We start from the raw sequence: 24,533 nt of genomic DNA on the forward strand, positions 1-24,533 counted from the left end.
AAAAGGAGAAGACATTATCTTAATGGGGTGAATCCCTCCGAACAACACCAGAACCTGAGTGATCAGGAATTGTTACAACGGTATAAAGCCGATGGGAACGGCGACTGGATAGGCATTCTGTTCGATCGTTATGCCCTGCTACTGCTGGGCCTTTGTATGAAATACCTGAAAAATGAAGAAGACGCCCGGGACAGCGTACAGCAGATCTTCCTGAAAGTATTGTCAGACATCCATAAGCACGACGTGGTTTACTTCAAGGCCTGGATCTACCAGGTGGCACGGAATCATTGCCTGATGCAGCTGCGGCACCATAAGGAGCTGGAGCTGAAAGAAGATTACATGCCCGGCACCGCCCAGCAGGAGGATATTTCAACGGAAGCATATGTGCAGAAAGACAATATGCTGGAACATATGGAACAGGCGCTGGGGGAATTGAACAAAGAACAGGCTACCTGCGTGAGGATGTTTTACCTCGAAAAGAAATCGTACCAGGAAATAACAGAACAGACAGGATTCACCCTGCTGCAGGTTAAAAGTTACATACAGAATGGAAAAAGGAACCTCAAAATATTATTGGAAAAGTACAGTAAAAATAAACGCTAACTTGCAGTTAAATGCAGTAGCGAACATCTGCCTTATATGAACGAAAATTTTGCCGACATATTCACTCAAACCGCTTGTCCCAGCCAGGACCAGCTGTTGGCGTACGTTAAGGGGGAACTGAGTGCGGAAGAACGTCATGAAGTGGAACTTCACCTGCAGGACTGCGATATGTGCAGCGAAGCAGTGGAAGGTTTATCGGCGATCTCCCGGAAAGACCAGATCCCCGGATGGCTCCGGCAGGCCAAATACAACGTACTGCAAAAACTCCGCAAAAGAACACGCAGGAGAAGGAAGACCGATTTTTATCTATATATCGCCATCGTTACGCTGGTAGTGATATTCCTGTTGCTGGGCTTCTACTGGATCTTCCACTTCGTAACTGCCCGCTGATCAGTATAATTTCTTGTTCTCCATGCCGTCCCACTCACGGAATACTTCCCTCGCCGCTTCCTGCGGGAAGGAAATGAAAGGTATTTTTTTCTGCCCGTGCGGCAATTCTATTTCCCTGTATATAAAAGAATCATCGAAGTGAATCGCTGCGGCCTCTTCTTTGGTATTGGCGAAGAACACCCTTTGCGGGCGGGCCCAGTAAATAGCGCCCAGGCACATGGGGCAAGGCTCGCAGGAGGTGTAGATCTCGCAATCGGTCAGCTGGAATGTGCCAAGGTTGCGGCAGGCGTTGCGGATAGCCACTACTTCAGCATGCGCGGTAGGATCGTTGTGCGTCAGCACCTGGTTCCAGCCCTCGCCCACTACTTCGTTCCCCCGCACTACAACGGAACCGAATGGCCCGCCGTCCCCATTCCGCATGCCTTTCCGGGACAACTCTATGGCCAGCGCCATGAACTTCTTTTCTCTTTCTCCGATCTGGTACATATACGTTCTGTTTTCCGGGTTAATAACCCAAATGTACGGAAAATCAACGCGTTCTATAACCGTACAGGGGAAGGCGCAGGTCGCTGCGCCCTTCCTGTAGGCCTTTTAACCCCCATCATCCTAACAACACGTTCTTATTACGCCGGCCCGGCCGCGCGTAAAGTTCTTGCCGAATGAATGCGGGCAGTAACGTATGCGTACTTCCTCACAATATAGTTACGCATATTAGATTAAACAAATTTTTAATTTGATGTATTTACTAACGTATTAACGGTGATAGCGTTGGGCATAAAAAAACCCGGGAGAAGATTCACCCGGGTATTACCTGTAACTGTATATCGTCGTATTAGAATAGACTTTTTAAGTATTCCTGATCACCACTACTCCATCGAACACATCCACGAGCACCGGCTTGTTCTTATCGATCTCGCCAGCGAGGATCTTCTTGCTGAGGAGATTCACGATCTCTTTCTGGATCAGGCGTTTCAGCGGCCTGGCGCCGAACTGCGGGTCGAAGCCCTGTTCTGCCAGGTAGTCAAGCGCATATTCAGAGAATTCCAATATCATGCCATTTTTACTTACCAGGTCGCGCAGTTGTTGTAATTGTATGTTAATAATACCTCTTACTTCTGAACGCAGCAGCGGCTGGAACATGATCACCTCATCCACACGGTTTAGGAACTCCGGCCTGATGGTCTGCTTCAGCAGGCCCATCACTTCATCCTTCGTCCTGTCCACGATCTCGTCGCGGTTGCCTTCGTCGATCTTTTCAAAGTTCTCCTGGATAATGTGGCTGCCCATGTTACTGGTCATGATGATGATCGTATTCTTGAAGTTCACCACCCGGCCTTTGTTATCTGTCAGGCGGCCGTCGTCCAGCACCTGGAGCAGGATATTGAAGGTATCGGGGTGCGCTTTTTCGATCTCGTCGAGCAGCACCACGCTGTATGGTTTACGTCGAACGGCCTCTGTGAGTTGCCCGCCCTCGTCATAACCTACATAACCCGGAGGCGCGCCCACCAGCCTGCTCACGGCATGTTTTTCCTGGTATTCGCTCATGTCTATGCGGGTCATCATGCTTTCATCGTCGAACAGGAAATCTGCCAGGGCCTTGGCCAGCTCCGTTTTACCGACACCGGTAGTGCCAAGGAAAATAAAGGAACCGATGGGCCTTTTCGGGTCGTTCAGGCCGGCGCGGCTTCTGCGGATGGCGTCCGCCACGGCCACGATCGCCTCGTCCTGCCCCACTACCCTTTTATGCAGCTCATCTTCCAGGTGAAGGAGCTTGTCTTTTTCGCTTTGCAACATCCTGGTAACGGGAATGCCGGTGGCTTTTGCAACGTTCTCGGCAATGTCTTCCGCGTCCACTTCTTCTTTCAGCAATCTTTTATGGCTGGACGAAAGCTGGTTCAGCTCCAGGGTAAGATCAGCGGCCAGTTTTTCCTGTTCTTTGATCTTGCCATACCGGATCTCGGCCACTTTACCGAAGTCGCCGTTCCTTTCGGCCTGCTCGGCTTCCAGCTTCAGGTCTTCGATGGCGGCTTTGGCATTCTGCACTTTATCTACCAGCTCTTTTTCCTGCTGCCACTTGGATTTGAAGGTATTTCGCTCTTCGCTCAGGCGCGCTATTTCGGCGGCCAGCTCGTTGAGTTTTTCTTTATCATTTTCACGTTTGATCGCTTCACGCTCGATCTCCAGCTGGCGGATGCGGCGTTCCAGCTCGTCCAGCTCTTCGGGCATGGAATTCATTTCCAGGCGGAGCTTGGCCGCGCTTTCGTCTATCAGGTCAATCGCCTTGTCCGGCAAAAAGCGGTCTGTAATATACCGGTGCGAAAGCTCCACTGCGGCGATGATCGCTTCATCTTTGATCAGCACATGGTGGTGGTTTTCGTACCTTTCTTTGAGGCCGCGGAGGATGGAGATGGCATCTTCCACGCTGGGCTCGTCTATCAGCACTTTCTGGAAGCGGCGTTCGAGCGCTTTATCTTTTTCGAAATATTTCTGGTATTCATTCAGCGTGGTGGCGCCGATGGCCCTGAGCTCGCCGCGCGCAAGCGCGGGTTTCAGGATATTGGCCGCGTCCATCGCGCCTTCCATGGCGCCTGCGCCAATGAGGGTGTGAATTTCGTCGATGAACAGGATGATGCCGCCATTGCTTTCCGCCACTTCTTTTACCACTGCTTTCAGTCTTTCTTCAAACTCCCCGCGGTATTTGGCGCCGGCCATCAGCGCGCCCATGTCCAGCGCGTAGATGATCTTGTTGTGCAGGTTGTCCGGCACGTCGCCGTTAATGATGCGGTGCGCCAGCCCTTCTGCGATGGCGGTCTTACCTACGCCGGGCTCGCCCACGAGTATCGGGTTGTTCTTGGAGCGGCGGGAAAGGATATGCAGCGTTCTGCGGATCTCTTCATCGCGGCCGATCACGGGGTCCAGCTTGCCGGCGCGGGCCAGCTCATTGAGGTTCTTGGCGTATTTTTCAAGACTGTTATATTGTGCGTCCGCCGTTTGGGAATTCACGGTGCCTCCTTTGCGAAGCTCTGTGATAGCGGATTTCAGGCCTTTTTCAGTAAGACCGGCATCCTTTAATAATTTGGATGTATCGTCGCTGCCGCCCAGGAGGCCCAGCAGCAGGTGTTCCACACTCACGAACTCATCCTTGAATTCCTTGATGCTGGAACCTGCGCGGAGAATGGCGTTGTTGGCATCCCTGCTCAACACCTGCCCGCCTTCGCCATTGCCGATCACTGCGTATTTCTGGACCTGCTCGTTGAGCTTTCCGTCCAGGAAGCCGGTGTTCACATCGTTCTTCTTCAGCAGGTATTCGATACTGTTATCTTCATCCTGCAGCAACGCCTTCAGGATGTGGCCAGTCTCAATCGCCGAATTGCGGTGATTGAAAGCCAACTGCTGTGCGGCCTGCAGCGTTTCCTGCGATTTGATGGTAAAGTTATTTAAGTTCATATCTGTTTATTCTTCTTTTAGGTTAACGGTTGGTTTGAATGATTTGTTTATGGCTGATCAAATGTTGATCCAAGGTATTTTTACCGGTTATTTTGACAGCATTTTCTTGTTTGAACTGCTTTAATTTCAGTTTATATGCAAATGGACTGTTATTTTGTCTATCCCATTCATTATTAACCCCTTACATCAATGTCAACATTAAATCAGCCTTTATATTGAACTGTATGGAATTTAACCTGTTATAGAACAGTTACAACACACAGACCCTAAAGACCGCAAGCACTCTATTTCATTCACCACCAAAACCTGTATTTTATGGCTTTTGATCTCATTGACACCCTGAAAAACCTTTTCAACAATGATTTTAGTAATAAAGCCGCCGCACAGTTAGGCGAAAATGAATCCAGCGTACAGAAGGCCCTTGGGGGCATTATCCCGGCGGTATTGACCGGTTTGCTCAACAAAGCCGGCTCCGGCGATACGGGCGGGCTGATCGGCATGATCAAAGATGCCGCGGGGGCGAACCTTTCCCAGATGGGCAACCTCGGCAGCGGCCTGCCGGCGGGTTTGCTGGCAAAAGGGGCAGACATCCTGCGGTCGCTGTTTGGCAGCAAGGCCGGCGATCTTACGGGCGCTATTGCCAGCTATGCCGGTATTAAAGTACAATCTGCCGAAACCCTTTTACAAACAGCGGCGCCTGCTTCGCTGGGCGTGCTCGGGCAGCAGGCCACCGCGCAAAACCTCGGCCCTTCCGGCATCCTGGATATCCTGAACAGCCAGAAAGACAAGATACTGGCGGCTGTTCCTTCCGGCCTGGGCCTTGCCAGCCTGCTGGGCGTAAGCAGCCTGGGCGACATTGGCAACAAACTCTCCGGCATTACCAGCTCCCTGAAACATACGGCCAATAGTGTAGGCCACTCCGTTACCAACACCGGTGGCAACCGCTGGATCACCTGGCTCATTATCGCCATTGCGCTGATATTATTGCTCTGGTGGCTGCTGAAAGGCTGCGGCGGGCAACATACCACGCCGGTTACCGATTCCGTGGCCGTTTCGCATATGGAAGATACCGCCGTGGGGGCAGTCAGCACCGCCCCTGTCGCCACCCGCGAATCCATCAAGGTTACGCTACCTGACGGCGTTGTGCTGGATGCGTATAAAGGCGGTATCGAAGACCAGCTGGTTGCTTTCCTGCAGGACCCGAACACCAGGGGCGGCAAAGACCAGTGGTTCGATTTCGACAACCTGAACTTCAAGACCGGCAGCGCAGAGCTTACCGAAGACAGCAGGGTGCAGATCAGCAACCTGGCTGCTATCCTCAATGCTTTCCCCAAAGCGAAGATCAAGATCGGCGGGTATACGGATGCTACCGGCGACGCCAAGGCCAACCAGAAACTGTCGCAGGAACGCGCGGAAGCCGTGCATCACGCGCTGAGCGAAAAGAATGTAAAACCCGTGCAGCTGCTGGGCGCGGAAGGTTATGGCTCACAATTCGCGAAAGCCGCGGCAGATGCGCCGGATGAAGAACGGAAAAAAGACAGGAGAATATCTGTGAGCGTACGCGAGAAATGATCTTTCAAACTGCCACATCTATACAATGAAAGAGAGGGCTTTGGTGGCCCTCTCTTTTTTATGCTTCCTTTTTTACCAGGATGACCCTGTTTCGGTCTGTTTTGTAAATGGTGGCAAAGAATTCTTCCAGCGCCTGGTAGTCCTTTGCCGGGTATTGCCCGGCCTTCAGTTCACAGGTGCGGATATAGGTGATCCGGTTGCCTTCCACTTTCACGCTGGCCTGGTATTTCCCGAAACGGGTCTCCAGCGTCACGGGCTGGAACACGGATTCAGGCGTATAGCCGTTCGGGATAGTGATCTCCACCGTATCCACATCGCGGGAAGCGGTGCGCAGCCAGATGTCGGACTTGCGTGTATCATCCTGCGTGAGCTTGGTGGTATTGCGGTTCAGCACATTGGGCACAATGAAAAGCCTTTTGCCGCTGAACGTGGCGTAGTTGGTAACGGTCAGCTCCAGGTCCTCCGTCATTTCCGGGACAGGCCTTGCCTGCGGATGCGGCGTGTAGTGGAATTTGCGGATATCGTAGCTGGGGAGGTTCAGTTTTTCCTTGAGTATTTCCAGCTGCTTTTCGGCGGAAACGCTGGTGATGAGGGCATGATACCAATCCTGCTGCAGGCCGGTGAGCCTGGTGGCGGAGGTGGCAGTGAGGTTGCCGTTCTCGTCCAGCACGGCTTTGAGGCTGCGCAACTGGAGGTTCTGTTCGAGGGAATAAGACGGCGTGCGCACCAGTTTGCCGCCGGTTTCGGTAACGAGCAGCACGGGGCGGTCGTTGGTGAAGTCGCCGAGATAACCGGCCGGCATGGTCTGGTTGGTGCATTCCAGCCACACGGTGTCTTTCGCCATGGGTACGCAGAGAATGATGTGGTTGAACTGGTCCACCGCGAAATCCTCTATCAGGTCTGTTTCGCCTTCGCCGGCCTTTACCAGCGTGTAATGCGAGCGGATGCCGGCTTCTTTCAGCAGGGAATACATGTAGTTGGACAAAGCCTTGCAATCTCCGTAACGTTTGGCGGCCACATATGCTGCATCGAAAGGCTGCCAGCCGCCAATACCCAGCTGGATGCTGATGTAGCGGGTGTTTTGCTGCATGTATTCGTAGAGGAGGCGGATCTTCTCGCGCGGGTCCTGCACGTTACCGGTAAGCTGGTGAACGGTGGTTTTGATATTGTCAGGCAGCACATCGCGGCCTTCGTTGAGCGTACGCTGGAATTTGCCGAAATCGTCCCAGGTGCTCATTTTACCGGTATAATCGCCGAAAGCGAAATCGCTGGGCGCGAGGTATACCATCACGGAACGCGTTCTCCAGGGCCCTGCCAGCGGTTCTTCTTTTTGTGCGGGGATGTTCTTTACTTCCCACACAAAAGTTTTATCGCCTTTGCCGGGCAGCTGAACGGGCTGGCCGTTGTAGTTGAATTGTTTGTAACGCAGGTCGTACTCCGCGGGCACGGTCACGGATAAACGGCTATGCTCCACGGCGTAGTTGTCCATACCCTGGGGCGTCCAGGGGCGGAAACCGGCTGTGCTGCGGTAGCGGGTTTCCACTTCGTATTCAATGGTGTAGGGATATACTTTGTAGTAGAAGTCGTGCGATTTGATGCGGCTGTCGTCTATCAGGTTGTTGTCGCTCACGCCGCTGCGGTCGCTTACTTCGCTCTGTTTGAGCTTGCGGAGCTGCTTGCCGGAAGCGTCGTACAGGGCGCCGCGGAAACCGGTGATCTCGCGGTATTTGTCGTACCAGGAGCTGAAGCCGGAATATTTATCGCCTTTTTCATTGAGGATGGTGAGCACTACTTTATGCGTCACCCGCATGTCCCGGAGGTCGTTCAGTTTCATCGTCACTTCTTCCACGCGCTGCACCACATCCGCATTTTTCAGCAGGGTTTCAGGAATGGCGCTCACAGGGTACTGAGGGTCCGCGGCGAATGCCGTGATGCTGCACAGTAATAAAATTGCGGTCAGTCTCATGATTTTTTCTTTAAAACGATCTGTTCGCCGTGTTTTTTCACCACCATATCAAAAAACTCACGGAGGCCATCATATTCGTCCGGCGCATACAGGGCGCGGCTGAGCCTGATGCGGGAACGCAGCTGGATCAGGTTTCCCTGCTGCTGCGCGATGTACTGGAACACGCCTTCCCCGTCGTTGTACTTCACGATGGCGGACTTTGGTATTTCTTCCACGGTGTAATTGTCAGGCACCTGGAAGCTGAGGGTATAGTTAATGTCGTTAACCGACGGCATTTCTACGGGGTATGTGCGCACGGCGGATTTGAAAGGATTGCTGCGCAACGATTCGGAGAACATGGGGTGCAGGTAAAGCATGCCGCCCTCGTCCGTTCCGGTCAGCTTAAAATCATATTCCACCACGGCCTGTTCGCTATAATCTTTGAGGTTCTTGATCGTACCGTTCTTCAATTCAATATCCGACATAAAACCTTTCGCCACTTCCTTGAAATAGTCCTCCTCTCCTTTTTCCTTGATGCGGGAACGCAGGTCGTATGATTCGAAGTAAGTCAGCTGGCGCTGGTAATGGCCGGTGAATTGGCCTTTGTCATCCGGGGAAATGAAGATGCCCGTCACAGTAGCTTCGCGGAGGGAATCGGCTTCAAAGACCAGCGGTGTGGCTTCAGGGTTGATCTTGCGGGCATGGCCGTTGTATGCGGAGGAATGGAGCTTGCCGAAGCCCAGGTACGGGCGGGTGGCGTCCATGAAATATTCGGCGCCGTCCACTTCCAGCGAAACCACTGTATAGTTCAGCTTGGAATGAATGGGATAGATCGGGTAGGTTTTGCCGTGCGCCCGCGTGCTGAGCATCACCGGCGTCGCGTTCAGGTCTGCTTTGCGCAGCATGGCCGTAAGCAGGAGGTTGATGTCTGCCACGTTGCCGTTCCGCTTGGTAAACGTCGTTTTCAGCCCCTGTGTGCCTACTATGGCCGAGTAATCGGTGCAGGTATAGTTATCACGCACAAAGCTGTATATCTTTTCCGCTTTTTCTTTCGGCCCGGCTGCGCCTTTCGTCAGTTCCTCCACCTGGTCTGACAGGAAGCCGTTGTTCTTGCCGAGGTCTTCGCCATAATTAGGATGTTTCAACAGTTCTTCCGTGAATTTCGGCCAGGTGCTCATGATCTGGCGCACCGGCGATTCGGGGAAGCGGATGGCGGAGAGCTGGAACTCGATGGAACTTACGTGGTTGCTGAGCGTGGTCACATAATTTTCTTCTTTTAATGCCGGCACATCTTTCATCACCCAGCGGTGGCGGGTAATGCCGGGGCTCACGGTGACGTTCTGCGAACGCGTGCCGCTGTTGCCGCCGTAGCCGTCGTTTTCAGGCACCCTGAAGCTGAAGGTCTTGCGGGAATTCTCACTGTCTTTGATATGAAAAGGATGGTAGCCCTGGCTGAGGAAGATGTATTCATAATATTCCGGCAGCGTTACTTCGTATTCGCTCCAGAGCACGGGTGCGGTGGTAGACTGGAATGTCCACGACCGCAGGTCTCGCGGGAACTCGGAGTTGATCGTATAAGAATATTCAATGATAGAGCCTTCTTTCACCGCGGGCAGCGTGAATTTTTTGAGGGTGTAATTCTTATCTATTTTTTCAGTGAAAACGGACTTGCTTTCCAGTTTCGTTTCCACCACTTTGCCGTTCTCCAGGTTGTAGGTCACCGCTTTGAGGTTCGCCACTTTTTCTTCCCTGGTGCCTTCCGTACGGAGCGCGATGGTGATATTGGCGCGGTCGTACCCGTTTTTATTGAGGATGTGTATGCGCTGGTAGAGTTTGAATACCTGCATAAAGTCGTCCGTTCCCGATTCGAATGAGCTGGAGCCCACATCGGCGATCACCACCGCGCTGGCGGAGGAGTCTATCTGGTAAGGTGCTTTGCTGAAGTCTTCCGGTTTGATCTTTCCGAAAGAAGCGGGTGTTTTATCCTGGGCGTTGGTTGAACAAACGGCGAGGATCATTCCGAGGATCAGTGAGGTAGGTCTACAGGGCATTACTAAAATTGATAAGGTAAGGGTGTATATACGGCTGTAAATGTAGATATTTTTTTGATTTGGCCATAATACCCGCGGGCGGAGCGAATATTGTAACTTGCGGCAGAAATGCGGACACCGGAGCAAAATACCCTGCTGATCAAGCAGAAGGCCCGTTCCCTCGGGTTTGACCATTGCGGCATTGCCAAAGCGGAGCAGCTTACCGAAGATGCTTACCGGCTGGAGCAGTGGCTGCAACGGGGTATGCACGGCAGTATGCAGTACATGGAGAATTACTTTGACAAGCGCATCGACCCGCGTTTGCTGGTGGATGGGGCACAATCTGTGATCACCCTGCTGCTGAACTATTTCCCCGCCCGGGCCCAGCAGCCCGAGGCCCCGAAGGTCGCCAAATACGCCTACGGAAAGGATTACCACGATGTGATCCGGGAGAAGCTGAATACCCTGCTGGCGGAGCTGCGGGCGGAGATCGGGGATATACAGGGCCGGGGATTCGTGGATTCCGCGCCCGTACTGGAACGCAGCTGGGCGCAACGCAGCGGCCTTGGCTGGATCGGCAAGAACGGCAACCTGATCCATAAGCAGGCCGGCAGTTTTTTCTTTATCGCCACCCTGATCGTAGACATCCCGCTGGTATACGACGGCCCTGCGGGCGATTATTGCGGCAGCTGCACCCGCTGCCTGGACGCCTGCCCTACCGGGGCACTGGTTTCCCCTACCGTGGTAGACGGGAGCCGGTGCATTTCCTATTATACCATCGAGCTGAAGGATATGCTGATCCCTTCGGATATGCAGGGCAAATTTGAGAACTGGATGTTCGGCTGCGACATCTGCCAGGACGTGTGCCCCTGGAACCGTTTTTCCCGGCCCAATACCGAGTTTACGCCTATCCCCGAGATACTGAATTTCAGCACCGCGCAGTGGGAGGAAATGACCGAAGAAGAGTTCAGGCGGATATTTGCCAAATCGCCCCTGAAACGCAGCAAATACGCGGGGATACGCAGGAACCTGAAGTTCCTCAAGCCCTGACACTGCTTCGTTTGTCATATAATTGTTTCAATCCGCTTCCCTCCTTCTTTTCATTCCTTCCCGCCTGACATGCCAATGTCATATTAGATCGGGGTACAATACGAATGCCCCCGGGAAATATTAGCTTAACGGTACGTGTGATAAGCTACCGTGTAATTCGTTTTACCACCCAAAATCAACCCAATGCGTACTTATTTGCTACTCTTCCTGGCAACGGCTTCCTGTTGCCTGCTGGCGCCGCCGCTGAAGGCGCAGACCAGCAATGCCGCGCCTTCCCAGCATCTTGTATTTAGTTTCCCGGCGGATGCGTCGCTGAAAATGATGAAAGTGAAGATCACCCAAACGGCGTACACCTCGTATTTCTCCGTGTTCAACTGGAGCGGCGGTTATGCCGGCCTGCAGCACACGCCAGACAGCTCGTCCGGCTCTTCAAAGATCCTCATCGCCTCCCAGTGGGACCCGAATACCGCCGGCGGCGTACTGGCGCGGCAGGCTTACCTGGGCACCGGCACCATCTACAGCCGCTTTGGCGGTGAGGGCGATGGCGCCAAGACCATCAACCCTTACAACTGGACGCTTAACACCTGGTACAACTTCGTGATCAGGGCCTGGAAGCTGAATGGCGAGCTGTTCATCGGCACTTTCGTGCAAAATCTCAGCAACAATCAATGGTTCCACACTTCCACGCTGGCCATTCCCACCCGCACTACCTTCCTGGGTTCAGGTTCCGGCGCTTTCCTGGAAAACTGGCATGGCAGCGACCCGAGGTTCGACGGGCGTTTTGTGCGCAAAGCCTATTTCAAGGACTGCTGGAACCGCACTGACGCCGGCACCTGGCAGAAATCCACCAGCCGCTATTTCAGCTGCAATGCGAACGACGCTTACCGCAACGGTATCTACGACACGGCCTTCAATGCCGGTTTTGATGCCGGGGAAGACGCCTACTTCATGGAGCATGGCGGCAATGTAACCCGCAGTGCAGCTTTCAACGGCGGCCGTGTGCTGGACCTGCCTGCTCAGACCAACCAGGCCAGCACCCCCACGCTTACCACCGGCGAGGTAAGCACCATAAGCGCATCTTACAGCGCGGGCGCGGCGACCGTCAGCTGGACGAACAATAACACCAAAAGCCCGCAGTTTTCCTCCACCGTTGAGATACTGAACGCCTCCAACACCGTGGTGGGCACAGTCACAGAAACGCTGCCCCAGAAGCGCAGCGCCGTGATCTCCGGCACGCTGGCAGCAGGTACTTACACTGCACGTGTAACCATCACTGATATATTCGGCGGCGTATCTGCCGCCAGGACCGTGACCTTCACCGCAGGTTCCGGCGGCGTGAGCGGCAACTGGTATAAGATAAAGAACGTTCACAGCGGTAAATACCTGGGGATAGAGAACAGCAGCACCGCCAACCTGGCCTATATTGCCCAGTATGCCAATAGCAGCACCAACAACCTGCAATGGAAGCTGGTGGCCCAAAGCGGAAACTACGTGCTGGTGAACCGCAACAGCGGCAAAGCGATCGACATTGCCAACAGCGACCAGAGCTCCGGCGTGCAACTCATCCAATACACCGTCACCAACGGCCAGAACCAGCAATGGAAGCTCGTTTCAGCCGGCTCAGGCTCTTATCTTATCCGCACTGCCATGAGCAGCGGCAACATCATCGACAACCCCGGCAGCAGTACTTCAGACGGCACAAAGATGATCCTCTACGCCGCAAACGGCGCTACAGGCACGCCCAACCAGCAATGGGTGCTGGAAGACCAGGGCGTACCGGCTACTTTGCAGCCGCTTTCCTATGCGAAGCCCTCCGATTCTCCGGCGGATGATGTTGCATTGAGGGTATCCCCTAACCCGGCATCCTCCTACATTTACGTAGACCTGCCCGTGAAAGGCACAGAGATCAGGGTTTTCAATATGAGCGGGGCTTTGGTAAAGGTGATGAAAGGGAACTTATCCGGCAGGGTGCAGGTGGATATTTCCGGGTTGGGAACCGGGATGTACGTGGTGCAGTTCGAGGGCAGGCAAACGCGGTTCATTAAGCAGTAAATTCCGCTATGGGCCTGGGATTGCTTTGCCTGTTCAAAAATTATTTTTGATTTTTGGCGGCAAAGAGTAAATTTGCAGCCCATTCGGGATGTAGCGCAGCCCGGTAGCGCGCTTCGTTCGGGACGAAGAGGCCGCTGGTTCGAATCCAGTCATCCCGACTTGAATGAGATTTAAAGAAAGTAGAAAGCTCGTAAACGCAGTGTTTACGGGCTTTTTTGTTTTTGGGAGGTGTCAATTTGAAGCAATATTGATCAATTAAGAAGTGAATGATGTGGTGAATGATGCGGTGAATTATTTTTGATTCACCAGATTGAGATAACGGATTGATCTATAATCGATTGAATTGATTCAAAAAAGTGGGTTTTAGTTCATTTTTAGTGGTCCGCGAAGCGGATTTGGTGAATGATGTGAGTGAATGAAGACACTAAAATGAAAACATATGAAAACGAAAGACACCTTCGGCGTATCCTTTGTGCTGCGCCAGTTTGAGACGGGCAACTGTTACGTGTATGCGAGGATTTCTGTCAACCGTTCTAAAGCGGAGATCGCGCTTAAGCAGCCTGTTTTGAAACAAGATTGGAATTATGCAAAGGGATGCGTGAAGCCAAAAACAGAGCAGCTGCGGCAGCTAAACAGTCTCCTGGAGGAAATCAGGGCAAAGCTCATGCAGTACTACCAGCAACTCCGGTTAGGAGACGAGGTAATAACTGCCGACGCTGTGAAAAGAGCTTTCCTGCGGGCAGATCAGGGCGCGGAGGAATACACTTTGCTCTGGCTGATGCGGGAACATAACAGGATGATGCAGGAAAATTTGCGGCCTGGCACTATGAAAAACTACTTCACGACTGAAAAGTATCTTGAACGCTTCCTTGCCAAAAAGTATCCTGAAAAAGACGTTCTTCTCCGAAAATTAACCTTCGAGTTCATTACGCACTTTGAGCATTTCGTACGTACCAATCCCGTGCAGGCGGGTGGGCCGTGCACGAACAACGGCACGATGAAACATATGGAGCGGCTGAAGAAAATCGCGCTTTGGGCCGTGAAAAATGGGTGGATGGAGAAGAACCCGTTCGAGCATTTCCAATTGAAGTTTAAGCATAAGGAAAGAGATTTTCTTACGCAGGAAGAGTTGAAAAAAATCGAGACCCAAAGCCTTAGCAATGAAATGATGAATACCGTCCGGGAGCTGTTTGTCTTTGGCTGCTATACCGGGCTTGCCTATGCTGATCTTGTCAACCTGAAACACTCCAATATCATCACCGGGAATGACGGGGTGAAATGGCTCAGCATCACCCGTACCAAAACCGACACGCCCGCCTATGTTCCCCTGCTTACCCCGGCATTATTTTTGATGGGAAAGTACCTGCGAAGCCCGCTTCCTGCCACTCTCCCGGGATGTGTTTTCCCGAGGATCAGTAACCAGGAAATGAACCGGAATCTTAAATTGATTGCGGAGATCTGCGGGATCGGGAAGCACCTCACCCTCCACCTTGCCCGTCATACATTCGCTACAACCATCACCCTGCTGAATGGGGTTCCCATTGAATCCATCAGCAAAATGCTGGGCCATACCAAGCTCACCACTACAATGATCTACGCCAGGGTTACGCAATCCAAGATTGGAATGGACATGGCGCTGCTTCAGCATAAGCTGGATGCGAGAAGTACAACGGCGTAATGACCTGCCCTATGGCATTGAATTTTTCATTTCCCTCAAGTGAGAAAGTGTGAAAATATTACCTAAGATGTTAATAGTTTGAAACCTTAAATGTGAAGTATGAAAAATGTGAGCAACGAAAGGGAAAAACCGGTGCTGGTAAACCAGCTGGTGACAATTGATGATCTCCGTTTATACACGGAGGAAATGATGGCCGAGATCAGGCTGTTATTTGAAAGACAGGCGGGTACTGTACAAAAGAAGTGGTTAAAATCTTATGAGGTCCGGCGAATGCTGAACATCTCGCCCGGCACCTTGCAAACCTACCGGGCAAACGGGATGATTCCTTTCACCCGGCTGGGTGGCAGCATCTACTATGACCAAGAGGCGATCAACCGCCTGATGGCAGAACAAAAAGCTGGCAAAAGGTCATGAGGCAGGGCAACCATTGTTTGAAACCCCTGCCGGGAAGGGGTAAGGGGAATGGCGCGGCAGCAGCGCCTTCCCCTTTCTTATTGCCTCTCCCTGCGTGGTGTTTTTTGTAAGAGCCAGCTATGTTTTGACTTCGTCAAAACTGGCTGGCTCCCCTCATGCCTTCGGCATTTGGGGAGGGAAAATTAAATGTTTGATGTAAAAAGCAGCTTATGTTAGTGAAGAGAAACAGAGGTGGAAGACCGCGTAAGCAGGACAAGAAGACAGAACAGCTGGCAGTAATGTTGACAAAAACTGACAGCTTTATTATCCGGGCAATGGCCAAAACGGCAGGTCTGACAGTATCAGAATATTTATTAAAGGCCGGCCTCGGCATGCAGGTGATCCATGCAAAGATTCCCAAAGAGGCTTTAGCCTTTACCGGTAGAATAAACCATGCAGCCGGGCTATTAAACCAGATCGCCAGGAAACAAAACTTCGGGCTTTCCTTGAATGAAGTTGACAAATTGTTGCTGGCGGAAACCCTTAAGGAACTTCAAAATCTCTCTGGCCAGATTAAAACCTACTTCCAATGATTGGCAAGATCATTATCGGGAAAGGTTTTAAAGGATGTATTTCTTACTGCCTGAACCCTAAGAAAGGGGAAAGTGAAAGGGCTGAAGTGCTTCATTTTAACAACTGCTTTGGCACTAAGGCAGAGTTGATCCGGCAGTTTGAAGAAGTTCAGGGCCTTAATCCTAAGCTGGGTAAACCGGTTATGCATGTGATCCTAAGCCTCTCTCCAGAGGATAAACCTTCACCTGGCAGTATGGAAGACATTGCACAGCACTGCGCTGAAGAATTGGGATTTTCCGACTGTCAGTACCTGGTAGTAGCCCATAACGACACCCGGCACCAGCACATTCATATCATTGTCAACCGGGTGCGGTATGATGGGAAAACACTTTCCGATAGTAATAACTATAAAAAGATCGTGCAGTTTTGCCGCAAGGCAGAGCTTCGATTTGGGCTGAAAAAGGTGCTGATGCCGCGGCGGTTTCTCCCTCCCGTTATCCAGCGATTGCCACGGAGGGATGCCCGGAAAGAAAGCCTCAAGGAGGATATTAAAGCCGCTTTGGTAAGAGCTGGCGACTTTACCTCTTTCCTTTCATTGATGGAAAATAAAGGGTACAAAGTGGAGAAGAGCCGGGGGATTGCGTTCATTGATGCTAAGAATGTACGGATAAAAGGCAGTGAGGTTGGGTACTCGCTTTCCACTATTCAGCAGACACTTGACCGGATACAGCGCAAGCAATGGATCATGCAGCCTGTATCACGTAAGAGAGGTATGCGAATGTAAACCGGGGAAGGGGCTAATGCCGCCCCTTCCCCCTTCCCCTTCCCGGCAGGGGTTTCCAAACAATTTTCATCGACGGGGATGGAAAAAGAAAATCCCCGAGCCTTGACAGATCCGGGGATTTACAATCTCTCCTACCATTTTAAACATTGCGTTATCTGTATGAAGTAATTTTGTTGAGAATCTGGAATTGAAAAATCACCCCTTATATTATTAAACTCAAATCTAATATCGGTTACTCTCTTGTTCTTCAGATGAGCAAGAAAGTCTGCGTTAATCTCCGACTTATTAAGGGACACAGAATTACTGTACATCATATACTCACCACGAAATAGTTGAAACGATTTATCATCTTCAAAAAGCAAGTAGAGGGAAATACTATTTCTCTCATTTGAAATATACTTGCGAGTTAAATTATCATATTCTTCTAGTCCAAACTGATTCTTCTTTCCATCGCCAGCATGTAATTGAATTCTAATGTAGTTCGGGTAACCATTCCCAATATTAAGCTCCAATCTTACAAATGGCTTTATATCTTCAATACCTTTTAAGAAAAGATTAGATGTTTTGTCTTTTGTAAACTTATCCACTTCAAATAGTCTGCTACAATCTTGACCAAAAGAACCCAAATATGGAATAATGAATAAATGAATTAAAACAATGCATTTCATAATGTACAGGGTTTAATATTTTAGAAGATAAATATATCAATTTCAATGAATACTCTATCAAAGAAGCATCCCCGAGCATTGACACGCCAAGGCAGACCAGAAGATAAAGAAAACATGGCAGCAGCGAGGAGAATTAACTGCTTTAGGTTAACCTTTTTATTTGCCGAAAAGTAATACTGATTCTACCTTTTCCCGTATCTGATGCGGGTATTGCATGTTGCCATACCGCCTGAACCTCCTGTGTCATGTAAATCATCGAACCGGAAGGTAAAGGATAGTCTTTTGTTATACTTTGATCCGCAATATTCCTGAATCTTAAAGTTCTGGTTTCGCCGACCGAAATAATCACGATTCCGGTGTCTTCATGTAAAATATCAGTCTGATCCGAATGGAAGCCCATTTTAGACTTTCCATCCAGATAATAATTGATCAGGCAATTGTTTGGCTCAAATCCTAGTGTCCCATGGATCTGTTTTGCTATTTCTTGCAGTGCCGGTAGAAATTCACTATCTGGGTATTTAATTTGTGAATAGTTGTAAGCTACACCGTAGCTGGCGGTTTTCCGGGCAGACATCCTCGTATCCCAGGTAACGTTTTGATCCAGGTAGCTGAATAGAGAAGCAGGATCAGAAATGAAGTCGGCAATAAATGTAATTCCGTCCATAAATATTTATGTATAGGCACTAAAATAATGAAAAAAGGGGCTGAAAAAGCCCCCTAGTCGTTTCTTCATTGACCATTTATAGTGTTGCGCCGTGATCTATTGCAGTGAGTTTAGAAATCATCTCTTTCACGCCAACCAGGCTATTCACGATGGATAACGGCGGAATGCCTCCCAAAAACCTGGCGTGCGCTTTCATCCAGTAATTAAAAGTCTCCCGATTGTTGTAGATGCTGTACCCGTGGGCATACAATTCAGCCAAAGCCATGATTCTCTCGCTGTGATCTACCGTGAACGCCTCCAAATCGCAGGTTTCCCGGTATGCATGCCCGGACGTTCCCAAGATGAAGCAGGTGGTAGTTACATCCAGATCGGCCACCGTCATAAAATCCTTTAAAAGCTGGCTGGTTAAGCGGGTTTTGCGAAATTTCTCCTTTTCCCCGTCAGTCAGCAGATGCACGGCCTTCAACGCCTTAAATGATTCAAAATGGACGAAGGCGCCCGTTTCGTGGTTTGCATTGTTCATATGTTATAATTTTTATTGATTACTTGCCCTTGTTGTACAGGAGGGAACTTGCCAGAGAGGCTTTCAAATAGCCGTGACGGCTCATTTGGGGGCAGTTTTCAAGGAGGTAACTCAGTTGGTCTTTACGATATGGTTTATCATAATCCGGTCTGAAAGCGGAATCCGGCTGTTGTGATCCAGGTAATATTCAAGATCATCCTTGTCCCAGCCGCATTCTTCACAGACGCGGGTAAGAAATACATCGCTGATAAGGTTTAATACAGAAACGATCTGCGGGAGATCGTAGAAGATTCTTGCCTGTTTCTTTCCCATGAGACGAGGATTTTAGATTAATCGCGACATTGCGTTCCTTGGCAAACTGTTTCGCGGAATTCCCTCGCCAGGTTCATTAATTGGTGGGCCTCGCAAAGCGGGTTAGGCGTGATTCTTCGACTTCTCATATGAAATTGATTTAATAGTGACGAATGGGTTACTAAATCATGTGAGAAGGGAACAAAAAATTAGCGTGAAACCCAACTCACCGCCTGGAGCCAGTAGGAAGGCTTTGCACGGAAGAGAAGGGCTCACGCCAATACGTGAGCCTCCTTCTAATCATCCAGTGCATGCGGAACGTCCTACTTTTCCAGGCTGGAATCAAAGAAGCGGCTTCAATAACTTTTGAAGTCGCAAAAATATGATTGCAATGCTAATATAGGAATTATTTCATAAAAAGGATACTATAATAGGCATTTTTATTTGTACCATATTTAATAGGGTTGTTTATAATATGGATATAATGTTATTTAGGGTCTTATGGCAAAGGCTAAATCAAATAAGAAAGAAGAACGCAAGAAGGCAACCCTTGGGCATTTTGATCATGATGCCTTTCTTCAGCAGATCAGCAAGAGGATTAAAACGCTGAGGAAGCAGAAAGGGTTTAAGAGTTATGAGCTGTTTGCTTATGATATTGAGGTTTCCCGGGCGGGGATGTCGAAGTATGAGGCCGGGACGTTTGATGATATTAGGATGAGGACGCTACTTAAGATTATTGATGGATTGGGTATTTCACCAAAAGAGTTTTTCTCCGAAGGATTTTTATAAATTGCATTTCAAAGTATGGATTCACTACAAGAGACTTTAACTGCGTCCGATAACCCTCAATCTCTTCACAATCAGCAGCTTTCTGATTATAAAGTTCATTTACAACAACTCGTCAACAAGAGCCAGGATACATTTGAAAAGCAACTGTCTTATATTAGTGGAGGTGCAATTGGAGCCTCGATGTTAATTGTCGAAAAGTTTTACGAAAAGCCTTGGTTAACCGAATGGAAGCTTTTGCTCTTAATGGGCTGGTTTTTACTAGTAATAACGTTATTAATAAATTTAATATCACACCTTTTAGCGGCCAAGGTGCTGAATCAAACAATCTTTGACATTAGTAATAATCACTACGATTTTATCAAAGCAGAAAAAAGGGGAAACAAAATTCAATATCTAAATTTGCTTTCAGTACTATCACTTTTTGTAGGCACTACTTTAATAATCATATTCATAACATATAATTCCTTCTTTATGACAGAGCCAAAACCGACACAACCATCACAACCGACCAGAGAAGAAAAATTTGGGTTTGTCCCAGAACCACCCCCTAAGATTACACCGCAATCTCCACCAGTATCTTCACCAACTCCCACTAAACCTAATGAAAATAAAAGATAGCCTTATGTGTTTATCTCAAAATAACAACGATAGAGAAATAAAACCTCAAATCATCGAACCTGATACGACAAAAGGGTTTGCCCCCGGACCGCCACCAAAACTACCAACGCCTCCGTCCCCGCAACCGCCACAACCTAACCCTACCCCTCCTAGCAGCCAGCCAAGTAAATAAAAGTAAGGTAATACTCTTACCAGAATACGCTATTGGTATGCAGAATACAATTTCTATTAAAAAACATATGCGAATCACTTGAAGCCCAAGTAAATTAGGGACTTAAAATCTCTCTCATGGATACTAATACAAAGTTGATCTATCAGGATGCCATTGAAAATATTCCTGAAAGTGAGCGACTGCCGCTACAAAACCCAATTGCTCTAAGAACATTGGCTGCTTTAGAATTTTATGAAAAAAACAGTTCCCACGCTATTGCATTCACCACTCTAATGCAAAAGTCTTTCGACAAGCGAAACGTGAAGTACATACATCCTTCTTACATAACAATATTGTTACAACTAACAGAGGATGAACTCTCTTTCATAAAAATAATCCAAAAGGAAGGCACTTTAGAATATGTGACAAAGCTTGATTTAACAGATGACAAAAGTCAGTTTTGTAATCGCAGATATCTAAAAGACCCGTTACCAGAGAAACAATTAAACTATCCGGAAATGAAATGGCTTTACATTGATAATTTGCTACGGTTAAATATCATTAACTACCCAATATATAAACAAGATCCCGTGATGGAGAATGGTGCTCAAATTGGGCTTATCCAGCAATCCAGAATACACTTGACTAATTTTGGAAATCACTTTTTTGAAGCTATAACAAATTAAAGGAATGAAAATTAAATTTACTGGAAAACATAAGTCAATCTCCGGTTTTGAAAGTGAAGAACTCCACCCATTTACGGTCATAACTGGTAAAAACGGAAGTGGGAAAACCCAACTACTGGAAGCCATCCAACTATCCAAAAATGCCGCATCTGGATCCCAACCATTTTCTGTCACCCTTTATCCCAATCCCCAAACCATACATTTTTCTGGGCTAGGAAATTTCCCTTTGGGAAACGTCTCTCTTGATACCCTTCAGCAACCAGTCAGTCAGATACTTACTACTTTTAATTCACTTGATGCAAGGGAAAGGAAGAAAATTTTAGCGCCAGTCTTCCAAAAAGCAGTCACCATAGCGGAATTAATCGAAAATGATTGGGAACGAATTCAAGAAATATTTGAAGCCACAAACGACCACGAATTTTATGCAAAATTCAGTTTAGCCTTCACAGATCATTACCATAACCCTCATGACCACGAAAACCATAAGCGGATATTTGTCAACTATATGACAAATAATAGAAAGAATTTAGAAGCGATTTTTGCTGTATGCGAATTACAACAAAAGGACTTTCTTGATCTCATTGAAGCAGATTTTAAAGAATACACACTCCACGAAAAATTCTTGGATAACCGCCACGTATTTGAATCAAAAATCGAACTGATTTTTTTAGCCTACGCCAAAAGAAGGTTTGAAAACGATTATAAATACTATCGAAAATTAAACTATGCTGATACAAATTCGGCGGTATCAGATACTGAATTTTTAGCAGCCAACCCAGCACCTTGGGATCAATTGAATCAAATTCTTGCTGATATTAAGGTGGACCTCCAGTTTGTAGGAATTGACCCAGGTGCTATCACTAATACAACCCAATACCATTTACATTTTACCAAGCCGAGTATTACCGACCATATCACATTTGCGACCCTATCCAGCGGCGAGAAAATTATTGTAGGATTAGTATTGGGCTTATTTACCAGCAATTATTATGACGATCTGGTTATGCCGGACTTGATTATCTTCGACGAACCAGACGCACATCTACATCCAGAGCTAACTCAGCTCTTAATTAACGTGTTACATGACACATTTGTATCAAAATACGGAAAACACGTAATTATTACTACCCATTCACCCTCCACAGTTGCATTAAGTCCGGAGGAAAGTCTTTTTCAGATGGAGAACGCCCCAGATACAGCTTTAAAGAAAATTTCAAAAGACGAAGCACTTATATTATTAACTGGAAATATTCCAACCCTTAGTATCAACTATAAAAACCACCGTCAGGTTTTTGTGGAAAGCATAACTGATTTAGAATATTATCAAACTATATACTCTAAGTATAGCAGCAATGAGAAATTACCTCATAAGTTGTACTTCATATCCGGAAGTCGCCGCGGCAAAACAAATAGCGACTGGGTAACAAATATGGTTCAACAAATACGGAATAGCGGAAATACAACAGCTTTTGGGATTTTAGATTGGGATCTAAAAAATCCGTCCACATCCTATATACCCGTACATGGCGAAAAACAGTACTATTCACTAGAGAATGTCATATTACTGCCTTTATATGTTGCAGTATATTTTCTATCCAAGAATGGAGCACACAACATATATTCCGAATTATCTTTCGACGCCAGTTATAATTTCTATGCTATCGGAGAAGAAAGCCCAGATCGGCTACAGCAAATTTCAAATTGGGTCATTTCAAAAGTCACTACTTCTAACCGTGGTCTTAATCTATCTGGCACAAAACGCGCAGTAACGTTTTTAAATGGTAAATCAATACAAATACCGGTAGAGTTTTTGGATTCCCAAGGCCATGCTTTGCAAGCATATTATAAAAAGGCATTCAATGTACTAGATCCATTTATCAAAGAAGGTGATCTTCAACAGCACTTTTCTGTACTAATTTCCAGATGTTATCCATTGGTTACTATCGAAACAATCAATACTTTACGTTATTTAACGAGTTGAATGTTTGGTTACTGATTTCTATTATTTTACAAAGTAATAATATCCAAGTTTTTTGGTAATTTTGTTATAAAAATAAATCATTCATTAAAGAATGAATTAAAACCACCTCTTACCATAAAACACCGCATTTATAGCATTCTCAACATACAAACCTCTTCCAGTCATCCCGACTCTTTTACAAGTCAAATAAGTAAACCCGCTCTAGGAGCGGGTTTACTTATTTAGAACAAAATTGCTTTGTTTCCTTCCCTCCAAATCTTAATCTCATGTTTGTCAAATATTTAGATGGGGTTCGAATCCATTTGAACAATTCTTAAGTATCAAGGTTATATTGTCGACTTCCTAATGTTGTCCTCCCAAAAACAATTAAACTATATGGCAAAGCACCTTGATGAAATACCATTTTCTTTTGATGACGAACCATCTTATAGAATGTCGCCTGAAGAACTCCGGGGCTTTCCTGGTTGTGAGCATTATAGTGATGAAGAAGCAAATGAAATTATCGATTCGCTAGAAAAGTTAGCCAATATTTTGTACGAAATTCATGTGCAACAAAATGCTTCTAAATAAATGCAATGCGATCTTGGCCGGATCGTTTAAAACTTACAGCTTACATTTATCCAATGCAGTAATCAACTTACCAAGAGACACGCTGATTCTTTTTAATTGGTCAATTCTATTGTCAGCCCTATTGTCTCTGGAAACATCTAAATTTTCGAATAAACGCATTGTTCTATTTAGCCATAACTGTCCAGAAGTATCGGCGGATACAATCATGTTCTCAAATTCACGGAAGCTAATTACGTCGTAGCTCCTACCGTTGTCTTTACCTCGTTCCTTTATCATAAGATCTCCGATACCTTGCTGCCAATCTCGATATATTAATCCAAGTCGTATGGATGCTTCGTCAATTACATTTAACTCTCTTAGTTGACCTTGATCAACTTCTCTTTTCAGTTGATCTTTAATTAAGGTTGTCAATGATGAGAGAAAAGCGTCATGATTTTCTTCTGATGCCTCGGCAAGCACATGCTTATTTTCTGAAGCTATAGCCTTTTGAATCAAATGGTCAATTTCAACAGAGAATTTCTCGACTACACCTTCTTGTAGGTTAGCTGCATCGATATTAAGCAAGACTAGTAATCTCTTTGCAACATCCATTTCCACACCTTGCCCATCTGCCAAACTCGTACTAAAGGCGTCTAACTGCACCATTATTTGCTTACGCAACTTTTTTGAAGGAACCTGGAGATACGACTCTTCTTTTCTAAACGCATAAATCCAGCCGAGCAAGCTACATAATCTATAATTGGTACTGATTAATTTGTAATTGTAGAAGTCGTTAGCTGGATTGTCTTTCCAGAGTATGTGTGCCCGTGTACGAAATATCTCGTCTAATCTTCGTTTAAACGATAGCGCGCTATCTTTCAAAGGAGTTCTATAATTCCTAAAAACGCTAACCCTTTCAATCTTAGCTTTCCTTTTCTCTAAACGAATAGGTATTAAATAATCTTTTATGAAAAAGCCTAAACAAACAGTTACAAGCGTTACTGACCCGATAATAATAGCCGCCTTTACTTGCGGTTCTTGGTTGCTGAACCAATCTGTTAAGACACACAGAAACATTTATTAAAGTTTAAATGTC

Annotated in this window: 23 protein-coding genes and 1 tRNA gene; 15 read left to right on the forward strand and 9 right to left on the reverse strand. The window is 47.6% G+C overall.

Annotated features, from left to right (window positions below; all coding sequences use genetic code 11):
• Positions 1-27: 27 nt before the first annotated feature.
• Positions 28-603 (forward strand): sigma-70 family RNA polymerase sigma factor, encoded by a 576-nt coding sequence (locus R3I13_RS22850; protein ID WP_346320298.1) that lies wholly within the window; start codon positions 28-30, stop codon positions 601-603.
• Positions 604-639: 36 nt separating this feature from the next.
• Positions 640-993 carry a zf-HC2 domain-containing protein gene (locus R3I13_RS22855; RefSeq protein WP_346320299.1) on the forward strand — a complete coding sequence of 118 codons (354 nt, stop codon included), beginning with the start codon at positions 640-642 and terminating at the stop codon, positions 991-993.
• Here the strand turns inward: R3I13_RS22855 and R3I13_RS22860 are convergent, their stop codons facing one another.
• A complete protein-coding gene (locus R3I13_RS22860) occupies positions 994-1,479 on the reverse strand; it encodes a nucleoside deaminase (RefSeq protein ID WP_346320300.1) in 486 nt (161 codons plus the stop codon).
• A gap of 360 nt (positions 1,480-1,839) precedes the next feature.
• Positions 1,840-4,440 (reverse strand): ATP-dependent chaperone ClpB, encoded by a 2,601-nt coding sequence (gene clpB / locus R3I13_RS22865; RefSeq protein ID WP_346320301.1) that lies wholly within the window; start codon positions 4,438-4,440, stop codon positions 1,840-1,842.
• Positions 4,441-4,755: 315 nt separating this feature from the next.
• On the opposite strand from clpB, the gene R3I13_RS22870 reads away from it, so the two are divergent.
• A complete protein-coding gene (locus R3I13_RS22870) occupies positions 4,756-6,012 on the forward strand; it encodes an OmpA family protein (protein ID WP_346320302.1) in 1,257 nt (418 codons plus the stop codon).
• Positions 6,013-6,070: 58 nt separating this feature from the next.
• On the opposite strand, the gene R3I13_RS22875 is transcribed toward R3I13_RS22870, so the two are convergent.
• Together R3I13_RS22875 and R3I13_RS22880 are read right to left on the reverse strand one after the other, a co-directional pair.
• Positions 6,071-7,978, reverse strand: a complete 1,908-nt coding sequence (locus tag R3I13_RS22875) for a DUF3857 domain-containing protein (protein WP_346320303.1) — start codon at positions 7,976-7,978, stop codon at positions 6,071-6,073.
• A complete protein-coding gene (locus R3I13_RS22880) occupies positions 7,975-10,008 on the reverse strand; it encodes a DUF3857 domain-containing protein (protein ID WP_346320304.1) in 2,034 nt (677 codons plus the stop codon). The genes R3I13_RS22875 and R3I13_RS22880 overlap by 4 nt, the downstream gene beginning before the upstream one ends.
• A 108-nt stretch (positions 10,009-10,116) precedes the next feature.
• Here R3I13_RS22880 and queG point away from each other — a divergent pair, with 108 nt between their 5' ends.
• The 7 genes from queG to R3I13_RS22915 all read left to right on the forward strand — a co-directional run bounded on the left by queG (position 10,117) and on the right by R3I13_RS22915 (position 16,517).
• Complete coding sequence (queG, locus tag R3I13_RS22885; RefSeq protein ID WP_346320305.1) at positions 10,117-11,037, forward strand: tRNA epoxyqueuosine(34) reductase QueG; 921 nt, start codon at positions 10,117-10,119, stop codon at positions 11,035-11,037.
• Positions 11,038-11,220: 183 nt separating this feature from the next.
• The gene (locus tag R3I13_RS22890; protein WP_346320306.1) at positions 11,221-13,089 is read left to right on the forward strand and encodes an RICIN domain-containing protein; all 1,869 of its coding nucleotides are present in this window, start codon (positions 11,221-11,223) and stop codon (positions 13,087-13,089) included.
• An 84-nt stretch (positions 13,090-13,173) separates the two neighbouring features.
• Positions 13,174-13,247 (forward strand) — tRNA-Pro (locus tag R3I13_RS22895).
• Positions 13,248-13,528: 281 nt separating this feature from the next.
• Positions 13,529-14,767: a site-specific integrase gene (locus R3I13_RS22900; RefSeq protein ID WP_346320307.1), complete on the forward strand. Its 1,239-nt coding sequence runs from the start codon at positions 13,529-13,531 to the stop codon at positions 14,765-14,767.
• A 99-nt stretch (positions 14,768-14,866) separates the two neighbouring features.
• Positions 14,867-15,181, forward strand: coding sequence for a helix-turn-helix domain-containing protein (locus tag R3I13_RS22905; RefSeq protein WP_346320308.1), 315 nt, complete (start codon positions 14,867-14,869; stop codon positions 15,179-15,181).
• Positions 15,182-15,390: 209 nt separating this feature from the next.
• Entirely contained in the window at positions 15,391-15,753 is a 363-nt protein-coding gene (locus R3I13_RS22910) for a hypothetical protein (RefSeq protein WP_346320309.1), read from the forward strand.
• Positions 15,750-16,517 carry a relaxase/mobilization nuclease domain-containing protein gene (locus tag R3I13_RS22915; protein ID WP_346320310.1) on the forward strand — a complete coding sequence of 256 codons (768 nt, stop codon included), beginning with the start codon at positions 15,750-15,752 and terminating at the stop codon, positions 16,515-16,517. Before R3I13_RS22910 ends, R3I13_RS22915 begins: the two co-directional genes overlap by 4 nt.
• A gap of 131 nt (positions 16,518-16,648) precedes the next feature.
• Here R3I13_RS22915 and R3I13_RS22920 read toward each other — a convergent pair whose 3' ends face one another.
• The 4 genes from R3I13_RS22920 to R3I13_RS22935 all read right to left on the reverse strand — a co-directional run bounded on the left by R3I13_RS22920 (position 16,649) and on the right by R3I13_RS22935 (position 18,684).
• Positions 16,649-17,185: a hypothetical protein gene (locus R3I13_RS22920; RefSeq protein ID WP_346320311.1), complete on the reverse strand. Its 537-nt coding sequence runs from the start codon at positions 17,183-17,185 to the stop codon at positions 16,649-16,651.
• A gap of 142 nt (positions 17,186-17,327) precedes the next feature.
• Positions 17,328-17,849: an alpha-ketoglutarate-dependent dioxygenase AlkB gene (locus tag R3I13_RS22925; RefSeq protein WP_346320312.1), complete on the reverse strand. Its 522-nt coding sequence runs from the start codon at positions 17,847-17,849 to the stop codon at positions 17,328-17,330.
• Positions 17,850-17,925: 76 nt separating this feature from the next.
• Positions 17,926-18,372: a hypothetical protein gene (locus R3I13_RS22930; protein ID WP_346320313.1), complete on the reverse strand. Its 447-nt coding sequence runs from the start codon at positions 18,370-18,372 to the stop codon at positions 17,926-17,928.
• A gap of 111 nt (positions 18,373-18,483) precedes the next feature.
• Complete coding sequence (locus R3I13_RS22935) at positions 18,484-18,684, reverse strand: hypothetical protein (RefSeq protein WP_346320314.1); 201 nt, start codon at positions 18,682-18,684, stop codon at positions 18,484-18,486.
• Positions 18,685-19,164: 480 nt separating this feature from the next.
• Here R3I13_RS22935 and R3I13_RS22940 point away from each other — a divergent pair, with 480 nt between their 5' ends.
• From R3I13_RS22940 to R3I13_RS22960, 5 genes are all read left to right on the forward strand, one after another.
• The gene (locus R3I13_RS22940; protein WP_346320315.1) at positions 19,165-19,452 is read left to right on the forward strand and encodes a helix-turn-helix transcriptional regulator; all 288 of its coding nucleotides are present in this window, start codon (positions 19,165-19,167) and stop codon (positions 19,450-19,452) included.
• A 15-nt stretch (positions 19,453-19,467) separates the two neighbouring features.
• Entirely contained in the window at positions 19,468-20,070 is a 603-nt protein-coding gene (locus tag R3I13_RS22945) for a hypothetical protein (protein WP_346320316.1), read from the forward strand.
• Positions 20,071-20,358: 288 nt separating this feature from the next.
• The gene (locus tag R3I13_RS22950; protein WP_346320317.1) at positions 20,359-20,907 is read left to right on the forward strand and encodes an Abi-alpha family protein; all 549 of its coding nucleotides are present in this window, start codon (positions 20,359-20,361) and stop codon (positions 20,905-20,907) included.
• Positions 20,908-20,911: 4 nt separating this feature from the next.
• On the forward strand, positions 20,912-22,888 hold the full coding sequence (locus tag R3I13_RS22955) for an AAA family ATPase (RefSeq protein WP_346320318.1): 1,977 nt from the start codon (positions 20,912-20,914) through the stop codon (positions 22,886-22,888).
• A 375-nt stretch (positions 22,889-23,263) separates the two neighbouring features.
• The gene (locus tag R3I13_RS22960; protein WP_346320319.1) at positions 23,264-23,458 is read left to right on the forward strand and encodes a hypothetical protein; all 195 of its coding nucleotides are present in this window, start codon (positions 23,264-23,266) and stop codon (positions 23,456-23,458) included.
• 33 nt (positions 23,459-23,491) lie between these two features.
• Here the strand turns inward: R3I13_RS22960 and R3I13_RS22965 are convergent, their stop codons facing one another.
• Positions 23,492-24,514: a hypothetical protein gene (locus R3I13_RS22965; RefSeq protein ID WP_346320320.1), complete on the reverse strand. Its 1,023-nt coding sequence runs from the start codon at positions 24,512-24,514 to the stop codon at positions 23,492-23,494.
• Positions 24,515-24,533 lie beyond the last annotated feature (19 nt).

Origin of the sequence: Chitinophaga sp. YIM B06452 (assembly GCF_039655965.1) — a bacterium.
In the GTDB taxonomy this organism is placed as follows: Bacteria; Bacteroidota; Bacteroidia; order Chitinophagales; family Chitinophagaceae; genus Chitinophaga.